Source organism: Mycobacteroides immunogenum (assembly GCF_001605725.1).
In the GTDB taxonomy this organism is placed as follows: domain Bacteria; phylum Actinomycetota; class Actinomycetes; order Mycobacteriales; family Mycobacteriaceae; genus Mycobacterium; species Mycobacterium immunogenum.
Map to the genome: position 1 here is coordinate 40266 of NZ_CP011530.1, position 22780 is coordinate 63045.

Genomic DNA, 22780 nt, shown 5'->3' on the forward strand with positions numbered 1-22780 from the left:
AGCGTGCCAGTAACCGGTTTGGAGGTTGCTCGACGGTGGCGCACTGCTTTGTAGGTGCGGTGTGCGAAATGCGCGCGCGAAATACCAGGGGCATCCCCTCGAACCCAAACGGACAGACCATGCCGGGCCGCTCATACCGCGGTGTGCGTGTCCTGGCAGGCTGGTCCGTATGGCCGATGAGGTGAGTGAGGATGACCTGGCGGGGATCCGCGCGCGGTTCCTTCCCGGGTGGTGCGGGTCCCTGGATGTCGGGCCGGGCTGGTACCGGCTGATCGTCGATCTCGACCGGGAGCTGGGCGCGATCGACCCCGATTACCAGCTGGTGCAGGTCAAGGAGAAGTTCGGTGGGCTGCGGTACTACGTGGAGCTCGAACCGGACCGGCCCCGGCCGGGCTTCGACGAGTTGATCCGGGCGGCTGAACGACGGTCGGAGCGGACCTGCGAGCAGTGCGGCCGCGGTGGCGGCCTCACGCGCCGCGGAAGCTGGGTCCGGACCCTATGTGCCGCGGACGCCGCGGCGAGCGGATTCGTCCCCGACGAGGCCGCAGCCGACTAGAAGATCGGTGCGGGTCTGGTGCACGGTGGTCAGTCGCGGGTGTCGCGCAGCGGATGGTCGGCGATCCGGGTCCACGGCACCGTCGCGTCGTGATCGTCGAATGTGAGCGTGATGCCGACCTCGCGGACGCCGGCGGCGGTGAGGTGACGCTGGAGTGCGGTGAGGACCTCGGCGGTCGTGCCGGCGCCGACTTCTGCGGCTGTCGTGGCCACTGCTTCGTCGAGTAGGTGTGCGGCCGTGCGGTACCGCTGATCGATCAGGTCTATCTCGGCGGTGATGGCGTCCACCCGGGCCCGCCGGTCCGGGTCGGCGAGAATCCGCGCCAGCCGCTCATTGCCGGACACGAACCGCACCTCGTCGCTACTTTCCGTCATGGTCGTCAGCATCCACGCTGGGCGCGACGTTTATCCGGGTGGACAAGTGCACCGGGCCGCGCGGATCATCGCCTTGCGTGGACGAGACGACTACCGGCACCGATGTGGGAGCGATACTCGATGAGCTGGTCGGGCCCTTCTACGACGCCGAAGGTGTCACCGGGTACCTCGGTCTGGACGGCGATGACCTGGCGCGGATGGTCGCGGCGGAGCAGGTGATCTGTGCGCCGCTGGCCGGCGGCACCCCGGTATTCCCTGCGTGGCAGTTCCCCGACGGCCGCCGGGTGGATGAGTGGCTGCTGACCATCTGGCAGACCCTGCGGCGCGCCGCCGAGCCGTGGACGGCGGCCGGCTGGATGTGCGCGCCGTCAGCGGACCTCGACGACCAGACGGCGATCACCTACCTCACCCGCGGCCCGCGTGATCCCCGCCGCCTGGATGTCGTCCTGGCACGGGCATCCGAGGACAGCGCCCACTGGATGCAGTAGGGCGCGGCATCAGAGCGGTTGGTTGATACCGGTTTCGGCGGACTCTTCGGCGAGGACCTTGGCCGTGAGACCGCGGGCGTGTGCTGCGCGCCAGGCGGCGGCGAGGTTGTCGGCGCGGCTGTGCCAGGTCATCTCGCCGAGGTACTCGGCGTGTTTCTTCGTCGCATCGGTCCACCGCAGCTCCGCGTAGAGCCGCCGGTACTGGCACCGGAGGACCACCCGCCCGAGAGCGTCGGGTGCAGTGCGGATGACGCGGTTGTGGCGGCCGCCTGCGGCGTCGTCCTGCTCTTTGGCCTGCACCGCCTTGTTCGAACCGCGTGGGACTCGCCAGTGGTGGTCTTTGACCGCGTCCTTGCGGTTCCAGCCCCATCGCGACATCCCCGGCGGCCCGCTGTGTTAGACGACGGTCAGGTGCCGGCTGCCGGCGGTAGCACCTTCGGGTGCACCGAACAGGCTGGTGCGGCGGTCGGGGCTCAGCAGTGTCAGGGCGTCGAGCTCGGTGGTGCTGTATCCGTCGGTGGCGAGTTGGGCGAGGACATCGCGGGCGAGCTCGGGGGTCTCTGCAGGGACACCGGGCCGGGCGCCGTACATCCGGCCGGTCTCGTTGAGCAGGCGGAACATCGCCCGGTACTGCCGGTCGGAGAGCACGCCACGCTCACGGGCACGGACGACGAGCGAGGACTCGCTCACCCCCCAGTCCAGGCGCAGCTCGTCGAGCTCGTGGACGGTCCGGGTCGAGACCCGGTCCAGCGCCGGGCCGATGTCATCGACCGGCGCGAGGAACTCGGCAGCGAAAACATCCGCCCGTCGTTCGGTTTCGGCTGGGCTGACCAGGGTCATCGCATCCATCACCAGGTGCCCGAGTTCGTGCGCGAGGGTCATGCGCATCCGGTCCGGCGGCAGGGCAGAGTTGACGTACACCAGGTGCGGGTGATGCGCGGTGGCGCGCAGGGTGACCGCGTCGATCTCGCGGTCGTGGAAGTCCTCGACGACGACGAAGACCCCGGCCCCTTCCAGCAGTTCGACCATTGATCGGATGGGCCCGGCGATCCGCCAGAGCCGGCGTAGAACCTGCGCGACGGTGATCTCGCCGAGCTCGGCGGCGTAGTCCCCGGGGTCGAGATCCGGCAGCGCCAGCGCCGGATCGAGGTCGGTGTGGGCCACGACCCGACCGAGCCGCATCGCGACCAGGTTGGCGCGCGCCCAGACGCGGTCGCGCTTCCACTCCGCAGTAGTGGCGTTGGCGCGGAAGTGCGTGCCCTGCGCAGGGGAGCGCTCGAACGCGACGCACAGAGCATCCACTGGGCATTGCAATGCCCGCGCGTAGTCGTCGAGCGCCTTACCCGCCAAGGGCAGCGCACCGGCCTCGACCCGGGTGACGTGCGATCCGGAGACCCCGGCCTCCTCCGCGAGCCGCTTCTTCGACCAGCCGTGCGCCAGTCGCGTCAGCGCAACCATCACCGGGTTCGCCTCGGCCTGCGAGAAGAGTGCCGTCACCCAGATCGCCTCCATATCCCTCGATCGGTCCCTGCGCTCCACGCTATCGCGGCAGCACCGCAAATCCGTGCAGAAACACCGTGTGAACTGCGATTTTCCTACCGGCCCGGTTATCTGCACCTGAGACGCAAGTGACTGGTGTGACGCCCATCTCGTGCGCGAGATCGAGCCGAGCCGGTGTGGACAATTCTGCAGGTCACGGCGTGTTGTCTACCTGAGAACTGTACCACGTTAGGCAAAATTCCACGCAAGTAATTACATCGAGAGGAGACAGATCGTGACGACACTCATGGACGACCTCAACCCGCTGCAGGGAACGGTGTCCCGGAAGGAGGCGCAGCGTATCCTGCGTCCGGTGACGATCGGCGTCGGCGCGCTGCTGCTGGCCGCAGTCGATCACTGGAACACGCTCATGGCGGAGCAGCCGGCGCACCTGCGGACGGTGCTGCAACCGCTGCTGCGGGGCAGCCACGTCGCGGCGTTCGTCTCCGCCGGCACCAACGTCTGGCTGAGCACCCAGGGGATGCATCCGCCCGGACACCTGGTCAAACGGCCCTACCAGTGGTCGGAGGTGAGCAGTCACGGCCGCACCTACCTGGCGATCCATCACAAGGAGATGGAGGGCACCAACACCCGGCGCAAGGCGTTCATCAAGCAGGATTCACAGACCCTGCAGCTGGTGGGCGATCCCACGCACTGCGAACTGACCTGGGACTACGACGCGGCCACCGATTCGCACGTGCGGCGGATCTGGGTCAGCGCCCCTGGCGTGCACTGGGAACGGTTCGAGGTGCCGATGGATCGGGTGCAGGAGCGGTACGCCTCCTGGCGCAAACGGGACGTACGGTGGCTGCCCGGGCGGCTACCCGCCGACGACCTCGTCGGCACCGAGGATCTCGTACGCGATGAGCAGGATCGGCGGCGCACCGACATCAAGACCCGCCGGCCGCGCCGCGACGACGTCATCGAGGACCAGCGATGAGGGCCGCCGCGGTCACTGTTCACGGGGTCCGGTCGTGGACGGTCGTCGACGACCAGGGCCTGCCGGTGCCCGAGATCGAGCAGTTCCTGCACTGGCAGCGGGCGATCGGACGTTCCCAGAACACCGTCCGCTCGTACGCACGGCACTTGAGTCAGTTCTACCGCTGGCTCGCTGCCCGGGGAATCTCATGGGATGAGCTGGATTTCCATCAGCTGTGCGATTTCGTCGCCGTCCTCACCGCAGGACTGCCGCCGCTGCCGTCACGGTGCGGGGGCCGTGCACCCGGCACCGTGAAAGCGGTCAGTGCCGCGGTACGTGAGTTCTACGAGTTCCACCGCGTCGAGGGCCGGGGACCGCAGAATTTGGTGCTGACCCGCAATCCGTCGAAGTTGCCGCGGCGAGCGCACAGCTTCCTCGCCCACCTCGAGCAGCGCCGTCCCCGCGAGGTCTCCCGCCTGGCCCGGCCCGACCGGCAGCCGGCCGAGACGGTACAGGTGATCGACTTCGAAACCGACTTCGCCAAGCTGCTCGCCGCGGCGTCGACCACCCGTGACCGGCTGCTGCTGTCGGCGCAGTACGACCTGGGCCTGCGGGTCGGCCAAGCGCTCGGCCTGCGTCACGGCGACCTGAACCCGATGCGCCGACAGGTGGTGATCTGCCGGCGCGACGACAACGCCAACGGCGCCCTGTCGAAGCAGAAGACCCAGTTCATCGTCGACGCGCCGCGGCGGTTCTTCGACCTGTATGCCGCGTACCTTCTCGGTGAGGTCGCCCACGTCGACAGCGATTACGTGTTCGTCAACCTCTCCCGCCCACCCGTCGGTGGTCCGATGACCTACTCCAACGCTTACCAGCTCATCGAACGGATCGGCGCCGCCGCCGGGATCGACGATCTCAACCCGCACATGCTCCGCCACACCCACGCCACCGCCCTGGCCAAGGCCGGATGGACCTCCGCCGAGATCGCCGCCCGCCTCGGCCAATCCCACTCAGCGAGCGCCGACGTGTACATCCACCTCGCCAGCGACGACCTCGCCGAAAAGCTCCGTCACACCGAGCATCTGGTCTGGCGTGAACCGCAGCAGCACCGCGTGAAGGGAGACGGCGATGGCACGCGGTAACGGCGAGCGCGCCCGGTCGGGGCGCAACGATATCTCCGCTCTGCAGGTGCCGGACGGGCCCTGGTGCGCGCCGACGTGGCCGGTCGTCGATGTCGCCGGCGACCGCCGCCGCGCCGCCACCGACCCCTGCGCCGTCATCGAGTGCAACGGCGAACGGTACTGGCTCGGCGGCCCCGGCGGACGCGCCGGCGCCACCTCGGGGCTGTGCTACGCCCACTACTTCCAGTGGTTCCGTGCCGGACAGCCCGGCGACTTCGACGCCTGGGCCACCATCAGTGCCTTGCCCGTCGGTGTGCCGCGCGGCCGGCCTGCCACCACCCAGGCGGTCGACTTCCGCCGTATCCCAGCGGCGGCCGCCGACGAAATCCGGTTCGTCGCCGCCACCAAGATCGGCCGCGGCGACTGGACCCCCAACGCCGGACTGCGCCGCGTCCTGATCGTCCTCATCGAGGTCGCCGACGGGCGCATCACCAGCTCCCTGACCGAACGCCCCGTCGACGACTGGCTGCTGCTGTGCCGGCAATACTGGCCCTACACCAACTTCGACTCCCTGTGCGCCCCCTACATCCGCAGATTCTTCCGGCTCCTGCACGGGGCCACCGACCCCGACCCATGGGCGGCGGATCACTGGCACTGGCGCGACGGATTCGAGTTCGTCCTCGATACCACCCAAGCCGGGGCGACACGAACCGCTGTCGACTGGGCCACCGTCCCGGTGCCCTGGCTCAAAGACGCCGTCAAACGCCTCGCCCGCCAACAGCTCTCCACCTCCAGCATGTCCTGGGGAACGCTCACCCAGTGGCTGCGCGCCACCCGCCAACTCGCCCAGTTCCTCACCCTCGACGGCACCGTCCCCGAACCGCCGGCGGTCACCCGGACGGTGTTCCTCGACTACCTCGAATGGACCCGCCGTCCCGACACCACCGCGAACTCTCAGCTCGCGAACACCGCGGCCTACCTGCTGGAAACACTCCGCGACTGCGGACTCGTCGACGACCTCGGATCGGCGGTCTTCCTGCGCCGCGGCGAGAACGTGCACCGCAAGACCCGCCGCCCGAGGCCCTTCCCTCCCGACGTCATCGAACGCATCGACACCCTGATCGTCGACAACCCGGACACCGATCCCACCCTCCGGGCGATGATCGCGACCACACGGTGGGCAGGGTGCCGCATCTCCGAACTCGTCAGCCTCCCGATCGACTGCCTTCAACACAGCGAGCAGGGGTACTGGATCGAATACTGGATGACCAAAACCAGTGCCTGGCGCCGGTTTCCCGTCCCCGATGGCCTCGCTACGATCATCCGCGACCAGCAGACTCGCGTCCGCGACGCCTACGGGCCCGACGCCGGACACCTCTTCCCCGGCGCCCGGTCCAGCGCCGTCGCCGGCCGCACCCAGCCCTGGTCCACCAGCGGCCTGCGCCACCGCCTCGCCGCACTCTTCCGCGAGCACGGCATCACCACCTCGATCACCACCGGCGAGAAGATCTCCGGCGGCGACGTCCACCGCTTCCGCCACACCATCGGGATGAACCTGCTCAACAACGGATGGACCCAACCGGAAGTCCGCGACTTCCTCGGCCACCACAGCGACACCATGACCGCAACCTACGCCCGCATCACCGACGACACCCTCGCCCGGAAAGCCCGGCAATTCTGGGACACCAACCCCGACAACGGCGCTGACGCCACCGTCGAGCGACTGCGAGCCCGCTTCACCACCGCACTGCCGAACGGGTTCTGCACGCTCCCCGCGACGCAACGCTGCGAATTCCGCCCGAACCCCTGCATCGACTGCTCCTTCCACGACCCCGGCGGCCGCACCTTCCTCGGCGCGCACATCACCCACCGCGACCAGCTCAAACAACTCGCCGCCCAAGCACAGGAAAACGGCGACAGCCAGGCAGCGGAACTGAACAAGAGCATGCTCGACAAGGTCACCAAGCTCATCGACGAAATCAGACCAGACGCGCAGGAACCCAGGTGAGCGAAGGCGACCGCGATCACCGCACAGCCCGCCTCACCGCGGCCGCCGCCGCCCGCACAACCAGCGCGACCGCCCGCGCACGCCGAGCCATCACCCGGCTGCACAACACCGGACACCCCGTCACCTTCGTCGCCGTCGCCCGAGCCGCCGACGTCTCAACCAGCTTCCTCTACAAGCACCCCCAGCTCCGACAGGAAATCGACGCGAAACGCGGCACCGCCCCCACTGGAACCGAACGCTCCACCGCCGCCAGCGCGGAATCCCTCCGCACCAAACTCGCCACCGCGATCGACCGCAACCGTCAGTTGACCGAACTGCTCGAGCAACTACGCACCGAGAACGAGGCGCTCCGCAGCCGACTCCTCGACCTGGGAACCCGGCCACCGGCCACGCAAGAAGCCCGTCGAGGAGAACCTGCAGATAACCCGACCACCACAGGGCCACAACAGCCACGATGACCCCCGTCAGCCACGTCGCGGACAGTCAGGAGGCTCCTATAGATATCGATTCTCCTAGGCTCCACTCAAAGTTTCCGTTCCACGCAATCTCAGCCGTATCCCTGAGAGCAGGCCCTTTCCCGGGCCTTGCACCAACCGATCAGTAGGTCTAGAACGTCGAGCTCTCGTTTGGGCCGAGCACGAACCCGTGCGGGGTCCTTGAGGTTGACTCGCCAGGCCCGGGGACGGTGTCGACAACACAGGCGGTCATCGCCTGGTCCACTGCGCAAGTGCCCGTCCATACTCCACGGGTAAACACGACCTTGCTACCGGACGGCAACAGTTTCGCCTGTTCGGCACTGGACGAGGCGTCGCCGAACTTGCCGGCCTCCAAATAGCTCGCGGCCACGCTGGTGTGGCTGCTCCCCGGAATCTGCCCGGTACATGTCGCGATGTCCCACTCACCCCGAACATTGATCACCACACTGCAGTTCTGGCCGGCAGGGGTGCTGAACTGCACGCTACTCACGGCACCGTTATAGCCGCCGGTGGGGATCGCGACCGTATAGTCGGACGTCTTCACCGCGGTGTAACGGTCCAGATCCGGTAATTGGGGCTCAGCGCCGGCTAACGGTGCGAATGACAGGCCGGCGGCTGCCAGCGCTCCGATACATCCCAAAGCCTGAGACGGCGCCATTTCACGCCCCCGGCTACGGCTGAGGCTGCGGAGCCACACTCGGCGCCAGCGGCGAGGGCTCGGGCTGGCCCGAGCGCCGCAACACGCTGAATGCCACCGCACCCGCACCCAGCAGGCCCACGACGGCCAGACCGGTCAGCGCGCGCGGCAGCTTGCGCTTGCGGGCGCCGCTGACCACCTCGGGCAGCGTGTCGACCACGTCGGCAACGGCGTCCTGCACCTCCGATGACACCGCCTTGCCGCGGCGCAGCAGCTTGCCGGCGACGCTTGTCGCCGATTTCGCCAGCCCGAAGCCCAGCCCTGCGGTTCCGCGCGACACGTCAATAGGGGCCAGGGCCGCCTCCTTGAGTCCCCGGGCAAGACGCTGTCCGGAGGTCAGCTTGAGGGCAGGTTCATCGGACTTGGTGAGCAGGCTCATCGTCAGCGGGTCCCTTCGTTGGGCGGTAATTTCAAGACTGGTACCTCAGATTGCCATCTTTGCGCACGGACGGCCATGCCCCGCCGGAAAAGACCGGTGTGCCGGATGGCTGTTGCGAAACATCCGCATGAATGTCTTTTCCGCGCGGATAAGGTGGTCGTCGTGACTTCACCAATCCAGACACAGACCGCCACCTTGCACACCAACCACGGCGACGTCGTCATCGCTCTCTTCGGCAACCACGCCCCGAAGACCGTCGCCAACTTCGTCGGCCTGGCCGACGGCAGCAAGGACTACTCCACCAAGAATGCCAAGGGCGAGGCCGCCGGCCCGTTCTACGACGGCGCCATCTTCCACCGCGTCATCGACGGATTCATGATCCAGGGCGGTGACCCCACCGGCACCGGCCGCGGTGGCCCCGGATACCAGTTCGCCGACGAGTTCCACCCCGAGCTGCAGTTCGACAAGCCGTACCTGCTGGCCATGGCCAACGCCGGACCCGGCACCAACGGCTCGCAGTTCTTCATCACCGTGGGCAAGACCCCGCACCTGAACCGGCGCCACACCATCTTCGGTGAGGTTGTGGACCCGGCCTCGCAGCAGGTTGTCGACGCCATCGCTTCCACCGCCGTCGATCGTGGCGACCGTCCCACCGAGGACGTCGTGATCAACTCCATCACCATCAGCTAGGTCTCGATGGCTCATCCCGGTCAGGTCCCGGTCTATGGGTGCGCATGGCACCCGGACCGGGCCACCGCGGTGCGTTGTGTGCGGTGCGGGCGCCCGGTGTGCCCGGACTGCATGCGGTCGGCACCCGTGGGGCAGCAGTGCGTCGAATGCGTCCAGCAGGGCGCCAAGTCGGTGCGTCAGGTCAAGCCGTTGCAGCAGGCGCGAGCCTGGATCACCTGGGCGCTGATCGCCGTCAACGTTTTGGTGTACGCGGCGACGGTGTCGGATGGTGTGGACGGCGAGGTCACCAGCAGCCCGCTGTTCCGGGAACTCGTGCTCTATGTGCCATGGGTTGCCCAGGGCGAATTATGGCGGACCGTCACCACAGGCTTCCTGCATCTGGGCCTGATGCACATCGCGGTCAACATGCTGTCGCTGGCGATGATCGGGCCCGGTCTTGAGCGTGCGTTCGGTGGCCAGCGGTACGCCGCGATCTACGGCACCGCGCTGCTGGGCAGTAGCGCCGCGGCGATGTGGCTCAGTCCACATGCCGTGGTGGCCGGTGCGTCCGGCGCTATCTACGGCCTCTTGGGCGCGGCGCTGGTGCTCTATCTGCGCGAGCGGTTGAACCCGCAGACCATCATCATTGTGCTGTTGCTCAACATCGGCCTGAGCGTCTCACTGCCGGGCATCTCGCTCGCCGGACATATGGGTGGGCTGGTGTTCGGCGCGCTGAGCGCCGGTGCGCTGTTGTACTACCGCGAGGTGTGCCGCGGGATCGGCATGCCCGAACTCGCCCGCAAGCCCTCGGCACCGTGGGTACTTGCGGCCGTGGCTGCCGCGTTGTCGGTGGCCCTGATCGTGGCGAAGGTGCTCACCTACACGAGCTGAGTCACGGAAGCCGGGCAGTCAGGAACTGCAAGTTGGTGTGCTGCACAAGCAATTCCGGGTCGTACGGCCGCCCGTAGTGCGCGGCGATCTGGGCGATGGTCGTTGTCGATGTGTTCCAGCCATGGCCGGCGAGCCATTCACCAGGACGCATTCGGGCGTCGGGATAGGTCAGCATCCAGATGTTGGCTGCCTTCACCTGTTCCGGCGCCAGCGGCTCGACTGCAGCGTCCCATCGGTCCACGGACGGCACGAAATTGTCGGCATCGCAATTGACGACGCTGCCGGGGGCCGACATCTCGATGATCCGCTCGAAGAGCACGTCCTGATCCGACCCCGCCAAGCCGGCGATGATGGCCGGCGAGATGAGCCATGCCGTGGGTTGGTCTGGATCAAACCCGGCAGCACACATGTCTTCACCCCAGGGGTGGGTCATCGACGCCGCGGGCACCTGTCGATGAGTCACCCGTGCAACGGCGCCGTGCTCCTTCAGAACGCCGCTGCCGAATTCGAGGGTATGGGGGTAGTCCACCTCGTAGACGGTGGTTCCGTCCGGCCAGTCCAGACGATAGACGCGGGTGTCCAATCCCGTCGCGAATAGGACGACCTGCCGGGCACCGGCCCGAATCTCGGTCAGCAGGAAGTCATCTCCGTATCGAGCCATCAGCCCGGCCGCACTGAGCAGCATGAACATCCGGCCGCCGTCCTCGGTCGCGGTATCGGGAAAGCCGGCGGCAAGAAGCGCGGTGCTGAGCGGTTCGTTCGCGGCGTTCACCAGTAGTGCCGACAGGGGATCATCGATCAGTGGGTGGCCGCGCCTGCTTTCCAGGGCGCGGAGGGCGGCGTAGAAGAGGTCGAACTGAAGCTTGTGCGACGGTGTGGACACCGTGCTCTTCTTCTGGCCGTCCAATGGATCACCGGCTTCCCCTGCTGCGCGGACCTGCTCGATGAATCTCAGGCTATCCACCGCGGGCAAACACCGCGGCGGGACGCGGAAAGCTATCGCGTGGCGGTGATGAAGTACGCGTCAGACCACAGCGATGTGACATCGCTGTGCTCGCTGGGTGCCGGCCGCCCATAAGCAGCGGCCTGCTCCAGCCGATTGGCGGTGTCGACGTGCCAACCGTGCTCGCGCAGCCACTCGATGGGGTCCTTGCGCTCATCGTCGTAGATGAGGGAGCCGATGCTGAGGTCCTTGATGAACTCCGGCTTCAGCTTGTTCACGGCGTCCTGCCATTGCCCGGCGGTGGCCAGCTGGCGGCGCCATTCGGTGGCGAGGAAGCTGCCGGGCGCGGAATGAGCGGTGATGTTCTCGAAGAGGGCGTCCTGCGCCGCCCCGGGAAGGTAGGCCAGCAGACCCTCTGCAAGCCAGGCCGTGGGCTTGGCGGCGTCGAAGCCCGCCGTTTGCAGGGCCGAGATCCAGTCGTCCCGAAGGTCGACGGCCACCTCCCGGCGATCGGCCAGTGGCGCTGCGTTCTCCGCCCGCAGCACGTGGTCCTTGAATTCGAGGACCTTCGGCTGATCGAGTTCGTAGACGACGGTGCCGTCCGGCCAAGGCAGCCGGTAGACCCGCGAGTCCAGGCCCGCGGCCAGGATCACTACCTGTCGGATGCCTGAATCCGTTGCAGCCGAGAAGAATTCATCAAAATACTTGGTGCGGACGGCGAGGTGGTTCACCAGGTAGACGGTCGCGGTGTCCCATTCGGATTCGGGTCTACCCGCGGCCAATGCCTCGGTGAGGCGGGGCTCACCCGAGGCCTCGACGAAGGCGCGGGCGTAATCGTCGCGGATGAGCGGTTCTGATCGGGTGGTCTCCAGCGCCCGGAACGACGACACCATCAGGGCCGTGAACCCGACGCTGCTGACAATGTCCCACTGGTCGCCGTCGGTCCGTGTCATGTGCCCGCCTCTTTGCCTGGGAGTAATTACCTAAGGCAACGATACGCGCGTTATCTAGATCACGTCGGGTAGCGCGCGGCACGCAAGGCTTCGTGCACGTCGCGGGGGTCGGTACCCAGATCCCAGCGGTTCAGCACGATCAGACGATCGCCGGATTCGATCTCCAGCAGCCGGGTGCGCCGGCCCAGGCGTCGGAACTCGGTCACTTTCACCGAGTCGACGGCGGCGCGTGGCAGGACGGTGTCGCGGGTCAGGCCTTGCATCTGCAGGCCTTCGTCGACGATCCGCAGTTTGGGGCGGCAGCGCCAGGACACCGCGGCGAAGATCAGCAGGCCGAGGGCTGCCAGCGAGGCCAGCAGCCGACCCGGTGCATCGGTGACGAACAACGCCGAGGCGACACCGAGGGCGATGCCTACGAGCGCCACGGCCACGATGCCGGCAGGTTTCGGGCCCCATTCGGCGGGGGCGGCAGCTGAGTTATCCACAGGCGTTATCCACAGTGGGGATAAATCACATCGTTGTGATTGGGTGTCTGACGGGTGGACTCGACGGAAACGGGTACCAACCAGATCGATGTGCCGCCTGCGCGAATAGCAGCGGATAGTGCCGACGGCAACAGGGGCTCCACCATGCTCTTTGTCAGCGCCACCGCATGGTCAGCAACAGCCCCGTGATCATGAAGGCAAAGGCGATGGCGTAGTTCCACGGCCCCAGATCGAGCATCCACGTGATGTGCTGTGCGGCGAGCTGGAACACCATGAGCCAGGCCAGGCCGATGAGCATGAGGGTGAGGAAGAACGCGACGAACCAGACGCTCGACGGGCCGGCTTTCACCTTGACCGGGGTACGGCTAACAGTGGTCGCGTTGAACGCTGACTTCTTACGGACCTTGGACTTGGGCATCGACTACCTCGGAAGCATCTCGGATATGGCGGCACGGCGAGTGGTCGTCGCGGCCGAGTAGTAATGGGTTCTTACGCAGGTTACAGCGCGGTGCTGCGACAATCTTCTGGTGACCGCCGATGAGCCGCTTGTGCGACCGCGTTCGGGCGCGCGCGGGGGCCTGCTCTGGCGGTTGGGCGTGCCCCTGGTGTGTGCGCTCGCCGGCTTCCTACTGGCCGCGACGCACACTGTCTCGGGTGGCAATGAGATCCGCCGCGGCGACTCGCCAGCGCCTCGACTCGTGGATCTGGTGCGTGAGACACAGAAGTCGGTCGACAGGCTGAGCGGCGCGCGCGACGGCCTGGCCAACGAGATGGCGGCCGCGCGAGAGCAGTCAGCCGGCGGCGACAGTCAGGTCGCGGCCGCGCTCGCCGAGACCGCACAGGTGGCCGATGCCGCAGGGGTGCGGCCCGTCACCGGACCGGGCTTGGTGGTGACGCTCACCGACGCCAAGCGTGACGCGTACGGACGCTTCCCCAGGGATGCCTCGCCTGACGACCTGGTGGTGCATCAGCAGGACGTGGAGGGCGTACTCAACGCCTTGTGGAGCGCAGGCGCCGAAGCCATCCAGATGCAGGATGACCAGCGCCTGGTGGCGAGCTCGGTGCCCCGGTGTGTGGGCAACACCCTGTTGTTGCACGGCCGCACCTACAGCCCGCCCTACGTGATCACGGCGATCGGCGATGCCGATGCCATGCAAGCGGCCCTCGACGCGGCCCCGCTGGTAATCCTGTACCGGCAGTATGTCGCGCGATTTGGCTTGGGATACACGGTGACTCGTGGCCATCACCTCGAGGTGGCCGGATACCGTGACGCGGTCGGTCCCGGGCGCGCGGTGCCGCTAGAGGGTCACTGAGCGCTCGCCGGTAAACCGGCTGGGAAACCGCTGGCGCGGGTCCGTACCCTTGACCTGTGCGCATCCTGGTCGTCGACAACTACGACAGCTTCGTGTTCAACCTGGTCCAGTACCTGGGCCAGCTCGGCGTGGACGCGACAGTGTGGCGCAACGACGACGCGCGGCTGGCCGACACCGACGCGGTGGCCGCCGATTTCGACGGCGTACTGATCAGTCCTGGCCCGGGCACACCAGAGAGCGCGGGCGCGTCCATCGCCATGGTGCATTCATGCGCCAAGACGGGTACTCCGCTGCTGGGGGTATGCCTGGGGCATCAGGCCATCGGCGTGGCGTTCGGCGGCACCGTCGATCGCGCACCGGAGCTGTTGCACGGCAAGACCAGCACCGTCGAGCATGAAGATGCCGGAGTGCTGCGCGGTCTGCCGAACCCGTTCACCGCCACCAGGTATCACTCGTTGACCATCCTGCCGGACACGGTGCCCGACGGGCTTCGGGTGATCGCGCGCACCGCCAGCGGCGTGATCATGGGTGTCATGCACACCGAATATCCGATCCACGGGGTGCAGTTCCATCCCGAGTCGATCCTCACCGAGGGCGGACATCGGATGCTCGCCAACTGGCTCACCTATTGCGGTGCGTCCCTTGATGAGCCGCTGGTGCGCTCGCTGGAGGCCGAGGTCGCCGCGGCGCTGAACGGAGTCACCGGACGCGTCGCCGCGCTGGGCGGCTAGGACCTGTTTAGCCCGCGCCGAAGCGCAGCTTTATGGGGCCGTTGTAGCCGGCACCGGCGCCTGCGGGCGGATCCTGGTACACCACCCGGGCACGATTGTTGCCATCGGACGGCACGTCCTCGGTGGTCAATCCCCCGCCTTGCCAGCCGGCCTGGTACAGCATGGGCTCGGCGTCGGTCCAGAACTTGCCCATGATGTTCGGCATGCGGAACTGGCCGCCGTTGGACACCCGGATCTCGATGACCCCGTCCTCAGCGAATGGTGTGTTCGCAGGCGGGTTGGTGCTCAGGATCTGTCCCTTGGATTCGGGGCTGGGCACCGGGATCACGGTGGGGGGCGCGGTGAATCCGTAGGTGGGCAGATTCTTGAGAGCCACATCGATGTTCTGGCCGACGAGGTCCGGCGCGGGCTTCTCGCCCGGCCCCTTACCCACCACGATGGTGATGTTGTTGGTGACCGCCGAGTACTGACCGGCCGGCGGGTTGGTGGCCATGACGCGGCCCTTGTCCTCGGGCAGTGACTTGGTCTCGCTCTGGGTGAAGGTGCCCTTGAAGCCGGCGCTTTGCAGCTTCTTCACGGCGTCGCCGAAGCTCAGACCGTGGCAGTCGGGTACCTGTTGGCTCTCCGGGCCGATGGACACGTTGAGGGTGACTTCAGCGCCCGCGGAAACCGTGGAGCCCTTGGCCGGGTCGGTGTCGATCACCTTGTCGGGCGCCACCTTCGAGCTGGTGTTCTTTTGGACCTTGGTCTTGAACCCAAGGTTCTGCAGCGCCGCGACGGCGTCGGACTGAGACTTGCCGGTGACATCGGGAACCTGCACATCGCGAGAGGGCCCATTACCCAAGATGATGGCGAAGGTGACGATGACGGTCAGTACCACCAGGGCGGCCAGGCCGACCAGCCAGCGGCTCAGCGGATTACGGCGCGGCTCCTCGTACTGGTTCGGCAGCGGGCCGGTCTGGGGTCCCGGGGACGGGAAGGCCCGGGTGTTGGACGGCGTGCTGAGCATGGTGCTGCGTTCGGCGTCCGTCAGCACCTTGGGTGCTTCGGGCTGCTCGCCCTGGTACACGCGCATCAGGTCGGCGCGCATCTCGGCGGCGTTCTGATAGCGATTATCAGGATTCTTTGAAAGTGCCTTGAGCACAACGGAATCCAAACCAGGGGGAATCTCTGGGTTGTGCTTGGACGGTGCGACGGGATCTTCGCGCACATGCTGGTAGGCCACCGCGACCGGCGAGTCGCCCACGAAAGGCGGTTCCCCGGTGAGCAGTTCATAGAGAACGCAGCCCAGCGAATAAACATCGGAGCGGGCGTCGACGGTCTCGCCACGGGCCTGTTCCGGCGAAAGGTACTGCGCGGTGCCGATTACCGCTGCGGTCTGCGTGACGCTGTTGCCAGCGTCGGAGACCGCGCGTGCGATGCCGAAGTCCATCACCTTCACCGCGCCGGTCTTGCTGATCATGATGTTGGCGGGCTTGACGTCGCGGTGGATGATGCCGTGCTGGTGGCTGAAGTTGAGTGCCTGGCAGGAGTCCGCGATGACCTCGATTGCCCGTCGGATCGGCATGGGACCGTCGTCCTTGACGATGTCACGCAAGGTGATGCCGTCGACGTACTCCATCACGATGTACGGCAGCGGTCCGGTGGCGGTCTCGGCCTCCCCGGTGTCGTACACGGCGACGATCGCGGGGTGGTTCAGCGCGGCGGCGTTCTGGGCCTCTCTGCGGAAGCGCAGATAGAAGCTGGGGTCCCGGGCCAGGTCGGCGCGCAGCACCTTGATCGCGACATCGCGGTTCAACCGCAGGTCGCGAGCCAGGTGGACCTCGGACATGCCGCCATAGCCGAGGATCTCCCCCAGCTCATAGCGGTCCGAGAGGTGCTGCGGAGTGGTCATTACGGTGATTTCGTCCCAGGGATCGAGTCCGGTTGGTCGTCCGGAAGCAGAGCCACGATATTAGCTGGCGCGAGCGCTCCTGGCGAAGCTGAACCTGGGCTTGAGGGTGTCTCACTGCCGGAAATCGTTGCCGGGGTGCTCGGCGACTGGTTCTTCTTCTCGCTCGCCTGCAACAGAATGAGCGCGGCGATGATGATCGCGAAGATCCCCAACACGGCCGCCGCCCACATCAGGGCCTTCTGACCCGGTGAGAAGGTGCCGCGCCTGGGCGGGGGTGGCCGGTGCGAGCCCGTGGGTTGACGGGTCCGCGAGGTAGGTGGAGCCACCCGGCTGGGCGCCCCCACGGCGGGCCGGACCTGAGTGGCGGGCGGGATGGCGGCCGGCGTGGCCCGGCTGATGGTGGGCGCCTGATTGGGTCGCGGCGGGCGCCGTCCGGCACGCACGGCGGCCACCGCGTCGGCGAACGGGCCGCCGCTGGTGTACCGGTTCTGCGGGTTTTTCACGAGGGTGATCTCGATGAGCTCGCGCACGTTCGGTGGCAGATCAGAGGGCAGCGGCGACGGTGTTTCCTTGATGTGTTTCATCGCGACCGTCAGCGCGCCGTCGCCGGAGAACGGACGCTTACCCGAAACGGCCTCGTAGCCAACGACTCCCAATGAGTAGACGTCGCTGGCGGGGGTGGCGTCGTGGCCCAGCGCCTGTTCGGGGGCGATGTACTGGGCGGTGCCCATCACCATGCCGGTCTGCGTGACCGGGGCGGCATCAACAGCCTTGGCGATGCCGAAGTCGGTGAGCTTCACCTGGCCGGTGGGCGTGATCAGTATGTTGCCCGGTTTGACGTCACGGTGCACCAGACCTGCCGCGTGGGCGATCTGCAAGGCGCGGCCGGTCTGTTCCAGCATGTCCAGGGAGTGGCGCAGCGACAACCGCCCGGTGCGTTTGAGCACCGAGTTCAGCGGCTCGCCATGGATCAGTTCCATCACCAGATAGGCCGTGCGGCCCTCGCTGTCGATATCGGTTTCACCGTAGTCATAGACGCTGGCGATCCCGGGGTGGTTGAGCATCGCGACCGTGCGTGCCTCGGCGCGGAACCGCTCGATGAACTCGGGATCCGAGGAGAACTCTGCCTTGAGTACCTTCACGGCTACCTTGCGGCCCAGGCGGCTGTCGGTGCCCTCCCAGACCTGGCCCATACCGCCGGTGGCGATGAGTCGCTGCAACCGGTAGCGACCCGAGAGCGTTTCTCCGACACGAACTGTCATGAGGCCCCCTGTAGTGCTGCGGCGATAACCTGCCGCCCGATGGGTGCGGCGACGGAGCCGCCGGTGGCCGCCAGGGCGCGGTCGCCGCCGTCTTCGACGAGGACTGCGATGGCCACCTTGGGGGTGACCGCCGTGGTCTGAGGATCCGTTGTGGTGCCCTGAGCCGGCGCGAACGCGATGTACCACGCGTGCGGCGGGGTGTTGCGTGGATCGGTGCCGTGCTCGGCAGTGCCGGTCTTGGAAGCGATCTGTACGCCGGGGAGGGCACCCGTCTGTGCGGTGCGCTGTTCTGAGGCAATCATCAGTTCGGTCAATGTGTTCGCGATAGCGGGAGTTACGGCTTGGCCTATGTCATCCGGGGTGGTGGTGGACAAATTCGAAAGGTCTGGGCCCTTAAGGCTATCGACCAGGTGCGGCTGCATCAGCACGCCCTTGTTGGCGACGGCCGCGGCAACCATCGCGTTCTGCAGCGGGGTCATGGCGACATCCTTTTGCCCGATGCTCGACATGGCGACGGCGGCGTCGTCGGACATGGGGCCGACGGTGGAAGTTGCCACCTGGAGCGGGATGGAGTCCAGCTCGCGGTCCAGACCGAACGCCTGCGCGGCCTTGACCAGCTTGTCGCGCTTGAGTTGTTCGGCGCCGAGCTTGGCGAAGGCGGTGTTGCAGGAGCGCGCGAATGCCTCCTTCAACGAGGTGGTGTCACCGCCGCCGCAGGAGGCCCGGTTGTAGTTTTCCAAGGTTGCGTTGCTCCCCGGAAGGAAGATCGTCGGAGACGCGGTCACCTCGGTGTTGACGGTCTTACCGTCGGCCAATGCCGCCGCGGTGGTGATCACCTTGAAGGTCGATCCCGGCGGGTAGGTCTGCGCGATCGCACGGTTGAGCATCGGCTGCGCCGGATCCTCCGTCAGCTGCTTCCAGGCCCCGTTCTCCTTCTCCGGGTCCTGACTGGCGAGCAGGTTGGGATCGTAGGAGGGCGTGGAGACCATCGCCAGGATCTTGCCGGTGGATGGCTCCAGGGCCACCACGGCCCCACGGCAGCCGTTCTTGCAGCCCCGGTGCATGGCGTCGTACGCGGCCTGTTGCACGTCGGGCCGGATGGTCGTCACGACGCTGCCACCGCGTGGGTCACGCCCGGTGAAGAAGTCCGCGAGGCGCCGTCCGAAGAGGCGCGGGTCCGAGCCGTTGAGCACGGTGTCCTCGGCGCGCTCCAGGCCGGTGCTTGAGTAGTTGAGCGAATAGAACCCGGTCACCGGGGCGTACACCTCAGGGTCCGCGTACTCCCGCAGAAAGCGGAAGCGGCTGTCGGTGGCCACCGAGGAGGCCAGCAGCTGTCCACTGGCCGAGATCTGGCCCCGTTGGCGCGAGTACTCGTCGAGCAGGATGCGCTGATTGCGGGGATCGGCGCGCAGGCCCGACGCCGTGAACACCTGGGTGATGGTGGCATTGGCCAGCAGCAGGACGACCAGGCCCATGACAGCCAGCGACACTCGACGGATCGACGTGTTCATACGCGGTCGATCAGTTCGGTGCGGGCGTCGGCCAGCGGCGCGGCGGGTGATGAGGGGGCATGCGGGCTCAGCGGCCGGCGAGCGATGTGTGAGATGCGCAGCAGGATGGCCAGGAGGACGTAGTTGGCGACGAGCGAGGAGCCTCCGTAGGACATCCACGGAGTGGTGAGCCCCGTCTGCGGGATGAGCTTGGTGACGCCGCCCACCACGATGAACAACTGCATGGCCAGCGCGGCCGACAGTCCCACCGCAAGCAGCTTTCCAAAGCTATCGCGCACCGCGAGTGCCGTCCGGAACCCGCGGATGATCACGATCGTGTACAGCATGAGCACCCCGGCCAAGCCGACCAGGCCGAGCTCCTCGCCGATCGCCGCGATGATGAAATCCGTTGAGGCAGCAGGGACTGTGCCTGGCTGGCCATTACCCAGGCCGGTGCCGAAGATGCCCCCGGTGGCGAAGCTGAACAGCGATTGCACCATCTGGTAACCGGCACCGTCGGGATCGGTGAACGGATCCCACCAGTTCTGCACGCGCACCCGCACATGCCCGAACAGGAAGTAGGCGATCACGCTGCCAGCCGTGAAGAGTGCCAAACCGATGAGCACCCAACTGATTCGGGCGGTTGCTACGTAGAGCACGATGAGAAACGACGAATAGAACAGCAGCGACGCGCCCAGGTCCTTCTCAAAGACCATGACGCCCACCGAGATTCCCCAGATGGCGAGCAAGGGCCCGAGATCGCGTGGCCGGGGTAGTTCGATGCCCAGGTAGTTGCGGCCGGCGGTGCGAAACAGCGTGCGCTTGGTCATTAGGAACGCCGCGAAGAAGATCAGCAGCAGAATCTTGGCTGCCTCGGCGGGCTGAATTGACAAGAACGGCAACTCAATCCAGATCTTGGCGCCGTACTGCTCGGACATTGAAGTGGGCAGTAGCGCGGGGATGGCCAGCAGCACGCAGCCGACGATGCCGAAGGTGTACCCGTATCGGGCCAGCACGCGATGATCTTTGAGAGTGGCGAGCACGGCGGCCAGCGCGATGAGACCGACCATGGTCCACAGCATCTGCTGTGTGGCGTTGTTGTCCCCGACCTGATCGGTGTTGCCGTCGTTGTAGGCGTGTACCAGGTCCAGCCGGTGAATCATTACCAGGCCGAGGCCGTTGAGCAGCGCGACGCACGGCAGCAGCAGCGGATCCGCGTACGGTGCCCAGCGGCGGACCGCCATGTGCGCCAAGGCAAAAAGTGCGAGGTAGGCAAAGCCGTAACCGAGTAAGTCCCAGGACAGCCCGCGTTCGAGATTGGCCTCGACAAGGACCAGGGCGGTGGTGGTGATGGCGGCAGCGAAGCCGAGGAGCCCCAACTCCGCGCTGCGTCGTGTTGATTGAGTGGGCGGCGCCGCAACGGCTCCGCTGCCCCTTCCACTGGGTCCTACCGCGGTTTGGGGCGCCGTCGTCATGACACGGTCCGGCAGGTGACACCCGGCTCTTGTGGCGGCGACGGCAGCGGGGCCGGCGCAGGAGTGGATGTTGTGGTCGGCGTGGTGCTGGCGCCTGGAGTGCTCGGGGTCGTCGACGTCGTCGGCGATGGCTTTGCGGTGACGGTGCTCGGGCTGGCCGATGTGGTGGTCGGAGTGCGCCCCGCGGTGGCCGGAGCGGGCGGCGGCGTCCTGGGCGCGGGCGGCGGGCACGGCGGCAGCGCATTCTTGCTGAGCTGGCGCAGCTGACTGATGGCCTCATCGAGAGTGCCGCCCGGCAGGCCGGTTTCCACCTGCTGGCGCTCGGATGGCCGCAGGTCCGAAACCTTCAGGTACTTGCAGGACAGGTTGGACGACTCGCCGTAACTCACCAGGGACATGTCGCCCCGGCTGTCGAGGCAGCCGACGAGGTCGGGACGTTGCAGCCGATACCCCAGGAGCGAGCCCTGCACGCCCTGCATGATGGAGACGTTGCCCTCGTAGGCGCTCACGTAATAGTTATTGAGTACCACCCTGCGGCCGATTGCCAGGCCCGCTACTGCGATGAGCACCACGAGCATGGCGGCGATCAGCCAGCGCAGCCGCCGCTTCTTGGGCTTGGAGCCGTCGGATTCATCTGCGGCACTATCGGATTCGTCCTCAGTGGGCTCGGGTTCCTTCAGTGCGCGCTGGATCGCGGCGGCGCGCCCGGCGGCCGTGTTCGGCGGCGGGGTATCGGTGTCGGCATCGGTGGATACCGCACCGGCCACGATCGGCCGTGTCTGCCCGTAGTCCAGCTCCACCACGTCGGCCACGACGACGGTGACGTTGTCGGGGCCCCCGCTGCGCAGCGCCAGTTCGATGAGCCGGTCGGCCGCGGCAGAGACGTCGGCGATCTCCAGCGCTTCGGTGATGGTCTCGTGGCTGACCGGATCGGACAGGCCGTCAGAACACAGCAGGTATCTGTCGCCGGCATGTGCCTCGCGCATGATGAGGGTGGGCTCGACCGGCGCCCCGGTGAGCGCACGCATGATGAGCGAGCGCTGCGGATGGTTGTGTGCCTGCTCAGGTGTGATGCGACCCTCGTCGACAAGGGTTTGGACGAAGGTGTCGTCCTTGGAAATCTGCGTGAGCTCGCCGTCGCGCATCAGGTACGCGCGCGAATCGCCGATATGCACCATGCCCAACCGCTTCCCGGCGAACAGGAAGGCCGTCAGGGTGGTGCCCATGCCGTCCAGCTCGGGTTCGGCGCGCACGTGATCGGCGATTGCCCCGTTGCCCGCGTAGACGGCGTCGGCCAGAGCATCCAGCAGATCGCCGCCGGGCTCGTCGTCGTCGAGTGGTGCCAATGCGGCGATGACCAGCTGAGAGGCGACCTCGCCGGCGGCATGCCCGCCCATCCCGTCGGCCAATGCCAAAAGCCGGGCGCCGGCATAGACGGAGTCCTCGTTGTTCGACCGCACCAGTCCGCGGTCGCTACGCGCGGCGTAGCGAAGTACCAGTGTCACGAGCGCAGCTCGATCACTGTCTTACCGATCCGTACCGGCGTCCCCTGGGGAACCCGCAGCGCCGTCGTCACCTTCTCCCTATCCAGATATGTGCCGTTGGTCGATCCTAGATCCTCTACGTACCAATCCGACCCCCGTGGCGATAGCCGCGCGTGCCGCGTCGACGAGTAGTCGTCGGTGAGGACCAGCGTGGAGTCGTCGGCGCGCCCGATCAAAATCGGCTGGGTACCGAGCGTGATCCGGGTACCTGCCAGGGCACCTTCGGTCACGAGTAAGTACTGCATCTGCCTCCGGCTGGTCTTCGCGGGACGGATGGAACGCAGATTCAGTCCGCGATTGGCCATCAGCTGACCGGTCGGCGCGTAGATATCTGTGCGCAGGATCCGTAGTACCGACCAGATGAACACCCACAGCAGCAACAGGAACCCACCGCGGGTGAGCTGGAGCACCAGTCCCTGCATCCGGTTGTCGTTCCTCTCGCTGGTCCATCGCGCCTCGGCGAGGGTGTCCGGCAGACCGGACATATTCGGCAGGGCAACGATACTTGTCAGACGCACCGGCCGGGGGCCGATACAGCGGCCTGTGTCGAACGCGGTGTTGCCGATTCGGTCG

At 66.8% G+C, this 22780-nt stretch carries 25 protein-coding genes; 10 read left to right on the forward strand and 15 right to left on the reverse strand.

Features of this window, described 5'->3' with window-relative positions; genetic code table 11:
* Window positions 1-169 precede the first annotated feature (169 nt).
* Window positions 170-556: a hypothetical protein gene (locus ABG82_RS00215; protein ID WP_052511026.1), complete on the forward strand. Its 387-nt coding sequence runs from the start codon at window positions 170-172 to the stop codon at window positions 554-556.
* A 29-nt stretch (window positions 557-585) separates the two neighbouring features.
* On the opposite strand, the gene ABG82_RS00220 is transcribed toward ABG82_RS00215, so the two are convergent.
* Complete coding sequence (locus ABG82_RS00220; protein ID WP_131676264.1) at window positions 586-930, reverse strand: hypothetical protein; 345 nt, start codon at window positions 928-930, stop codon at window positions 586-588.
* A gap of 77 nt (window positions 931-1007) precedes the next feature.
* On the opposite strand from ABG82_RS00220, the gene ABG82_RS00225 reads away from it, so the two are divergent.
* Window positions 1008-1418, forward strand: a complete 411-nt coding sequence (locus tag ABG82_RS00225) for a hypothetical protein (protein ID WP_052511025.1) — start codon at window positions 1008-1010, stop codon at window positions 1416-1418.
* 9 nt (window positions 1419-1427) lie between these two features.
* On the opposite strand, the gene ABG82_RS00230 is transcribed toward ABG82_RS00225, so the two are convergent.
* Together ABG82_RS00230 and ABG82_RS00235 are read right to left on the reverse strand one after the other, a co-directional pair.
* Window positions 1428-1796, reverse strand: a complete 369-nt coding sequence (locus ABG82_RS00230) for a hypothetical protein (protein WP_231707128.1) — start codon at window positions 1794-1796, stop codon at window positions 1428-1430.
* An 18-nt stretch (window positions 1797-1814) separates the two neighbouring features.
* Window positions 1815-3035 (reverse strand): ImmA/IrrE family metallo-endopeptidase, encoded by a 1221-nt coding sequence (locus tag ABG82_RS00235; protein WP_234714538.1) that lies wholly within the window; start codon window positions 3033-3035, stop codon window positions 1815-1817.
* A 157-nt stretch (window positions 3036-3192) separates the two neighbouring features.
* Here ABG82_RS00235 and ABG82_RS00240 point away from each other — a divergent pair, with 157 nt between their 5' ends.
* The 4 genes from ABG82_RS00240 to ABG82_RS00255 are packed head-to-tail and all read left to right on the forward strand — an operon-like array spanning window position 3193 to window position 7463.
* The gene (locus ABG82_RS00240) at window positions 3193-3897 is read left to right on the forward strand and encodes a hypothetical protein (RefSeq protein WP_224644795.1); all 705 of its coding nucleotides are present in this window, start codon (window positions 3193-3195) and stop codon (window positions 3895-3897) included.
* Entirely contained in the window at window positions 3894-5018 is a 1125-nt protein-coding gene (locus tag ABG82_RS00245) for a tyrosine-type recombinase/integrase (protein ID WP_043078158.1), read from the forward strand. The genes ABG82_RS00240 and ABG82_RS00245 overlap by 4 nt, the downstream gene beginning before the upstream one ends.
* Complete coding sequence (locus ABG82_RS00250) at window positions 5005-7005, forward strand: tyrosine-type recombinase/integrase (RefSeq protein ID WP_078343401.1); 2001 nt, start codon at window positions 5005-5007, stop codon at window positions 7003-7005. Before ABG82_RS00245 ends, ABG82_RS00250 begins: the two co-directional genes overlap by 14 nt.
* Complete coding sequence (locus ABG82_RS00255; RefSeq protein WP_065212754.1) at window positions 7002-7463, forward strand: DUF6262 family protein; 462 nt, start codon at window positions 7002-7004, stop codon at window positions 7461-7463. The genes ABG82_RS00250 and ABG82_RS00255 overlap by 4 nt, the downstream gene beginning before the upstream one ends.
* Window positions 7464-7611: 148 nt before the next feature.
* Here the strand turns inward: ABG82_RS00255 and ABG82_RS00260 are convergent, their stop codons facing one another.
* Together ABG82_RS00260 and cwsA are read right to left on the reverse strand one after the other, a co-directional pair.
* A complete protein-coding gene (locus ABG82_RS00260) occupies window positions 7612-8139 on the reverse strand; it encodes a hypothetical protein (RefSeq protein ID WP_043078157.1) in 528 nt (175 codons plus the stop codon).
* Between the two features lie 13 nt (window positions 8140-8152).
* Window positions 8153-8557, reverse strand: a complete 405-nt coding sequence (cwsA, locus tag ABG82_RS00265; RefSeq protein ID WP_043078156.1) for a cell wall synthesis protein CwsA — start codon at window positions 8555-8557, stop codon at window positions 8153-8155.
* A gap of 105 nt (window positions 8558-8662) precedes the next feature.
* Here cwsA and ABG82_RS00270 point away from each other — a divergent pair, with 105 nt between their 5' ends.
* Window positions 8663-9247, forward strand: coding sequence for a peptidylprolyl isomerase (locus ABG82_RS00270; RefSeq protein ID WP_078343400.1), 585 nt, complete (start codon window positions 8663-8665; stop codon window positions 9245-9247).
* Window positions 9248-9373: 126 nt separating this feature from the next.
* Entirely contained in the window at window positions 9374-10117 is a 744-nt protein-coding gene (locus ABG82_RS00275; RefSeq protein WP_043078242.1) for a rhomboid family intramembrane serine protease, read from the forward strand.
* 1 nt (window position 10118) lies between these two features.
* Here the strand turns inward: ABG82_RS00275 and ABG82_RS00280 are convergent, their stop codons facing one another.
* From ABG82_RS00280 to crgA, 4 genes are all read right to left on the reverse strand, one after another.
* Complete coding sequence (locus ABG82_RS00280; RefSeq protein WP_062826674.1) at window positions 10119-11081, reverse strand: SAM-dependent methyltransferase; 963 nt, start codon at window positions 11079-11081, stop codon at window positions 10119-10121.
* Window positions 11082-11113: 32 nt separating this feature from the next.
* On the reverse strand, window positions 11114-12013 hold the full coding sequence (locus ABG82_RS00285) for a class I SAM-dependent methyltransferase (protein WP_043078155.1): 900 nt from the start codon (window positions 12011-12013) through the stop codon (window positions 11114-11116).
* Window positions 12014-12072: 59 nt separating this feature from the next.
* A complete protein-coding gene (locus tag ABG82_RS00290; RefSeq protein ID WP_043078154.1) occupies window positions 12073-12498 on the reverse strand; it encodes a PH domain-containing protein in 426 nt (141 codons plus the stop codon).
* A gap of 154 nt (window positions 12499-12652) precedes the next feature.
* Window positions 12653-12916 (reverse strand): cell division protein CrgA, encoded by a 264-nt coding sequence (crgA, locus tag ABG82_RS00300; protein ID WP_005082859.1) that lies wholly within the window; start codon window positions 12914-12916, stop codon window positions 12653-12655.
* Between the two features lie 178 nt (window positions 12917-13094).
* Here crgA and ABG82_RS00305 point away from each other — a divergent pair, with 178 nt between their 5' ends.
* Complete coding sequence (locus ABG82_RS00305) at window positions 13095-13811, forward strand: DUF881 domain-containing protein (protein WP_052511034.1); 717 nt, start codon at window positions 13095-13097, stop codon at window positions 13809-13811.
* A gap of 56 nt (window positions 13812-13867) precedes the next feature.
* Window positions 13868-14542 carry an aminodeoxychorismate/anthranilate synthase component II gene (locus ABG82_RS00310; RefSeq protein WP_043078152.1) on the forward strand — a complete coding sequence of 225 codons (675 nt, stop codon included), beginning with the start codon at window positions 13868-13870 and terminating at the stop codon, window positions 14540-14542.
* A 7-nt stretch (window positions 14543-14549) separates the two neighbouring features.
* On the opposite strand, the gene pknB is transcribed toward ABG82_RS00310, so the two are convergent.
* From pknB to ABG82_RS00340, 6 genes are read right to left on the reverse strand one after another with little or no spacing between them, the layout of a single operon-like run.
* Window positions 14550-16436 carry a Stk1 family PASTA domain-containing Ser/Thr kinase gene (gene pknB, locus ABG82_RS00315; protein WP_043078151.1) on the reverse strand — a complete coding sequence of 629 codons (1887 nt, stop codon included), beginning with the start codon at window positions 16434-16436 and terminating at the stop codon, window positions 14550-14552.
* Window positions 16436-17698 carry a serine/threonine-protein kinase gene (locus ABG82_RS00320; protein WP_054173135.1) on the reverse strand — a complete coding sequence of 421 codons (1263 nt, stop codon included), beginning with the start codon at window positions 17696-17698 and terminating at the stop codon, window positions 16436-16438. Before ABG82_RS00320 ends, pknB begins: the two co-directional genes overlap by 1 nt.
* Entirely contained in the window at window positions 17695-19209 is a 1515-nt protein-coding gene (gene pbpA / locus ABG82_RS00325) for a D,D-transpeptidase PbpA (protein ID WP_043078149.1), read from the reverse strand. The genes ABG82_RS00320 and pbpA overlap by 4 nt, the downstream gene beginning before the upstream one ends.
* Window positions 19206-20663, reverse strand: coding sequence for an FtsW/RodA/SpoVE family cell cycle protein (locus tag ABG82_RS00330; RefSeq protein ID WP_043078148.1), 1458 nt, complete (start codon window positions 20661-20663; stop codon window positions 19206-19208). Before ABG82_RS00330 ends, pbpA begins: the two co-directional genes overlap by 4 nt.
* Entirely contained in the window at window positions 20660-22168 is a 1509-nt protein-coding gene (locus tag ABG82_RS00335; RefSeq protein ID WP_043078147.1) for a PP2C family protein-serine/threonine phosphatase, read from the reverse strand. Before ABG82_RS00335 ends, ABG82_RS00330 begins: the two co-directional genes overlap by 4 nt.
* Window positions 22165-22629, reverse strand: coding sequence for an FHA domain-containing protein FhaB/FipA (locus ABG82_RS00340; RefSeq protein ID WP_043078240.1), 465 nt, complete (start codon window positions 22627-22629; stop codon window positions 22165-22167). Before ABG82_RS00340 ends, ABG82_RS00335 begins: the two co-directional genes overlap by 4 nt.
* Between the last annotated feature and the right edge of the window lie 151 nt (window positions 22630-22780).

What these genes read in the sequence shown, in the direction of transcription:
- ABG82_RS00215 (WP_052511026.1), top strand. Translation starts at nt 170, where the DNA reads ATGGCCGATGAGGTGAGTGAGGATGACCTGGCGGGGATCCGCGCGCGG.
- ABG82_RS00220 (WP_131676264.1), bottom strand. Translation starts at nt 930, where the DNA reads ATGACGGAAAGTAGCGACGAGGTGCGGTTCGTGTCCGGCAATGAGCGG.
- ABG82_RS00230 (WP_231707128.1), bottom strand. Translation starts at nt 1,796, where the DNA reads ATGTCGCGATGGGGCTGGAACCGCAAGGACGCGGTCAAAGACCACCAC.
- ABG82_RS00245 (WP_043078158.1), top strand. Translation starts at nt 3,894, where the DNA reads ATGAGGGCCGCCGCGGTCACTGTTCACGGGGTCCGGTCGTGGACGGTC.
- ABG82_RS00250 (WP_078343401.1), top strand. Translation starts at nt 5,005, where the DNA reads ATGGCACGCGGTAACGGCGAGCGCGCCCGGTCGGGGCGCAACGATATC.
- ABG82_RS00260 (WP_043078157.1), bottom strand. Translation starts at nt 8,139, where the DNA reads ATGGCGCCGTCTCAGGCTTTGGGATGTATCGGAGCGCTGGCAGCCGCC.
- cwsA (WP_043078156.1), bottom strand. Translation starts at nt 8,557, where the DNA reads ATGAGCCTGCTCACCAAGTCCGATGAACCTGCCCTCAAGCTGACCTCC.
- ABG82_RS00270 (WP_078343400.1), top strand. Translation starts at nt 8,663, where the DNA reads ATGGCTGTTGCGAAACATCCGCATGAATGTCTTTTCCGCGCGGATAAG.
- ABG82_RS00285 (WP_043078155.1), bottom strand. Translation starts at nt 12,013, where the DNA reads ATGACACGGACCGACGGCGACCAGTGGGACATTGTCAGCAGCGTCGGG.
- crgA (WP_005082859.1), bottom strand. Translation starts at nt 12,916, where the DNA reads ATGCCCAAGTCCAAGGTCCGTAAGAAGTCAGCGTTCAACGCGACCACT.
- pknB (WP_043078151.1), bottom strand. Translation starts at nt 16,436, where the DNA reads ATGACCACTCCGCAGCACCTCTCGGACCGCTATGAGCTGGGGGAGATC.
- ABG82_RS00320 (WP_054173135.1), bottom strand. Translation starts at nt 17,698, where the DNA reads ATGACAGTTCGTGTCGGAGAAACGCTCTCGGGTCGCTACCGGTTGCAG.
- pbpA (WP_043078149.1), bottom strand. Translation starts at nt 19,209, where the DNA reads ATGAACACGTCGATCCGTCGAGTGTCGCTGGCTGTCATGGGCCTGGTC.
- ABG82_RS00330 (WP_043078148.1), bottom strand. Translation starts at nt 20,663, where the DNA reads ATGACGACGGCGCCCCAAACCGCGGTAGGACCCAGTGGAAGGGGCAGC.
- ABG82_RS00340 (WP_043078240.1), bottom strand. Translation starts at nt 22,629, where the DNA reads ATGCAGGGACTGGTGCTCCAGCTCACCCGCGGTGGGTTCCTGTTGCTG.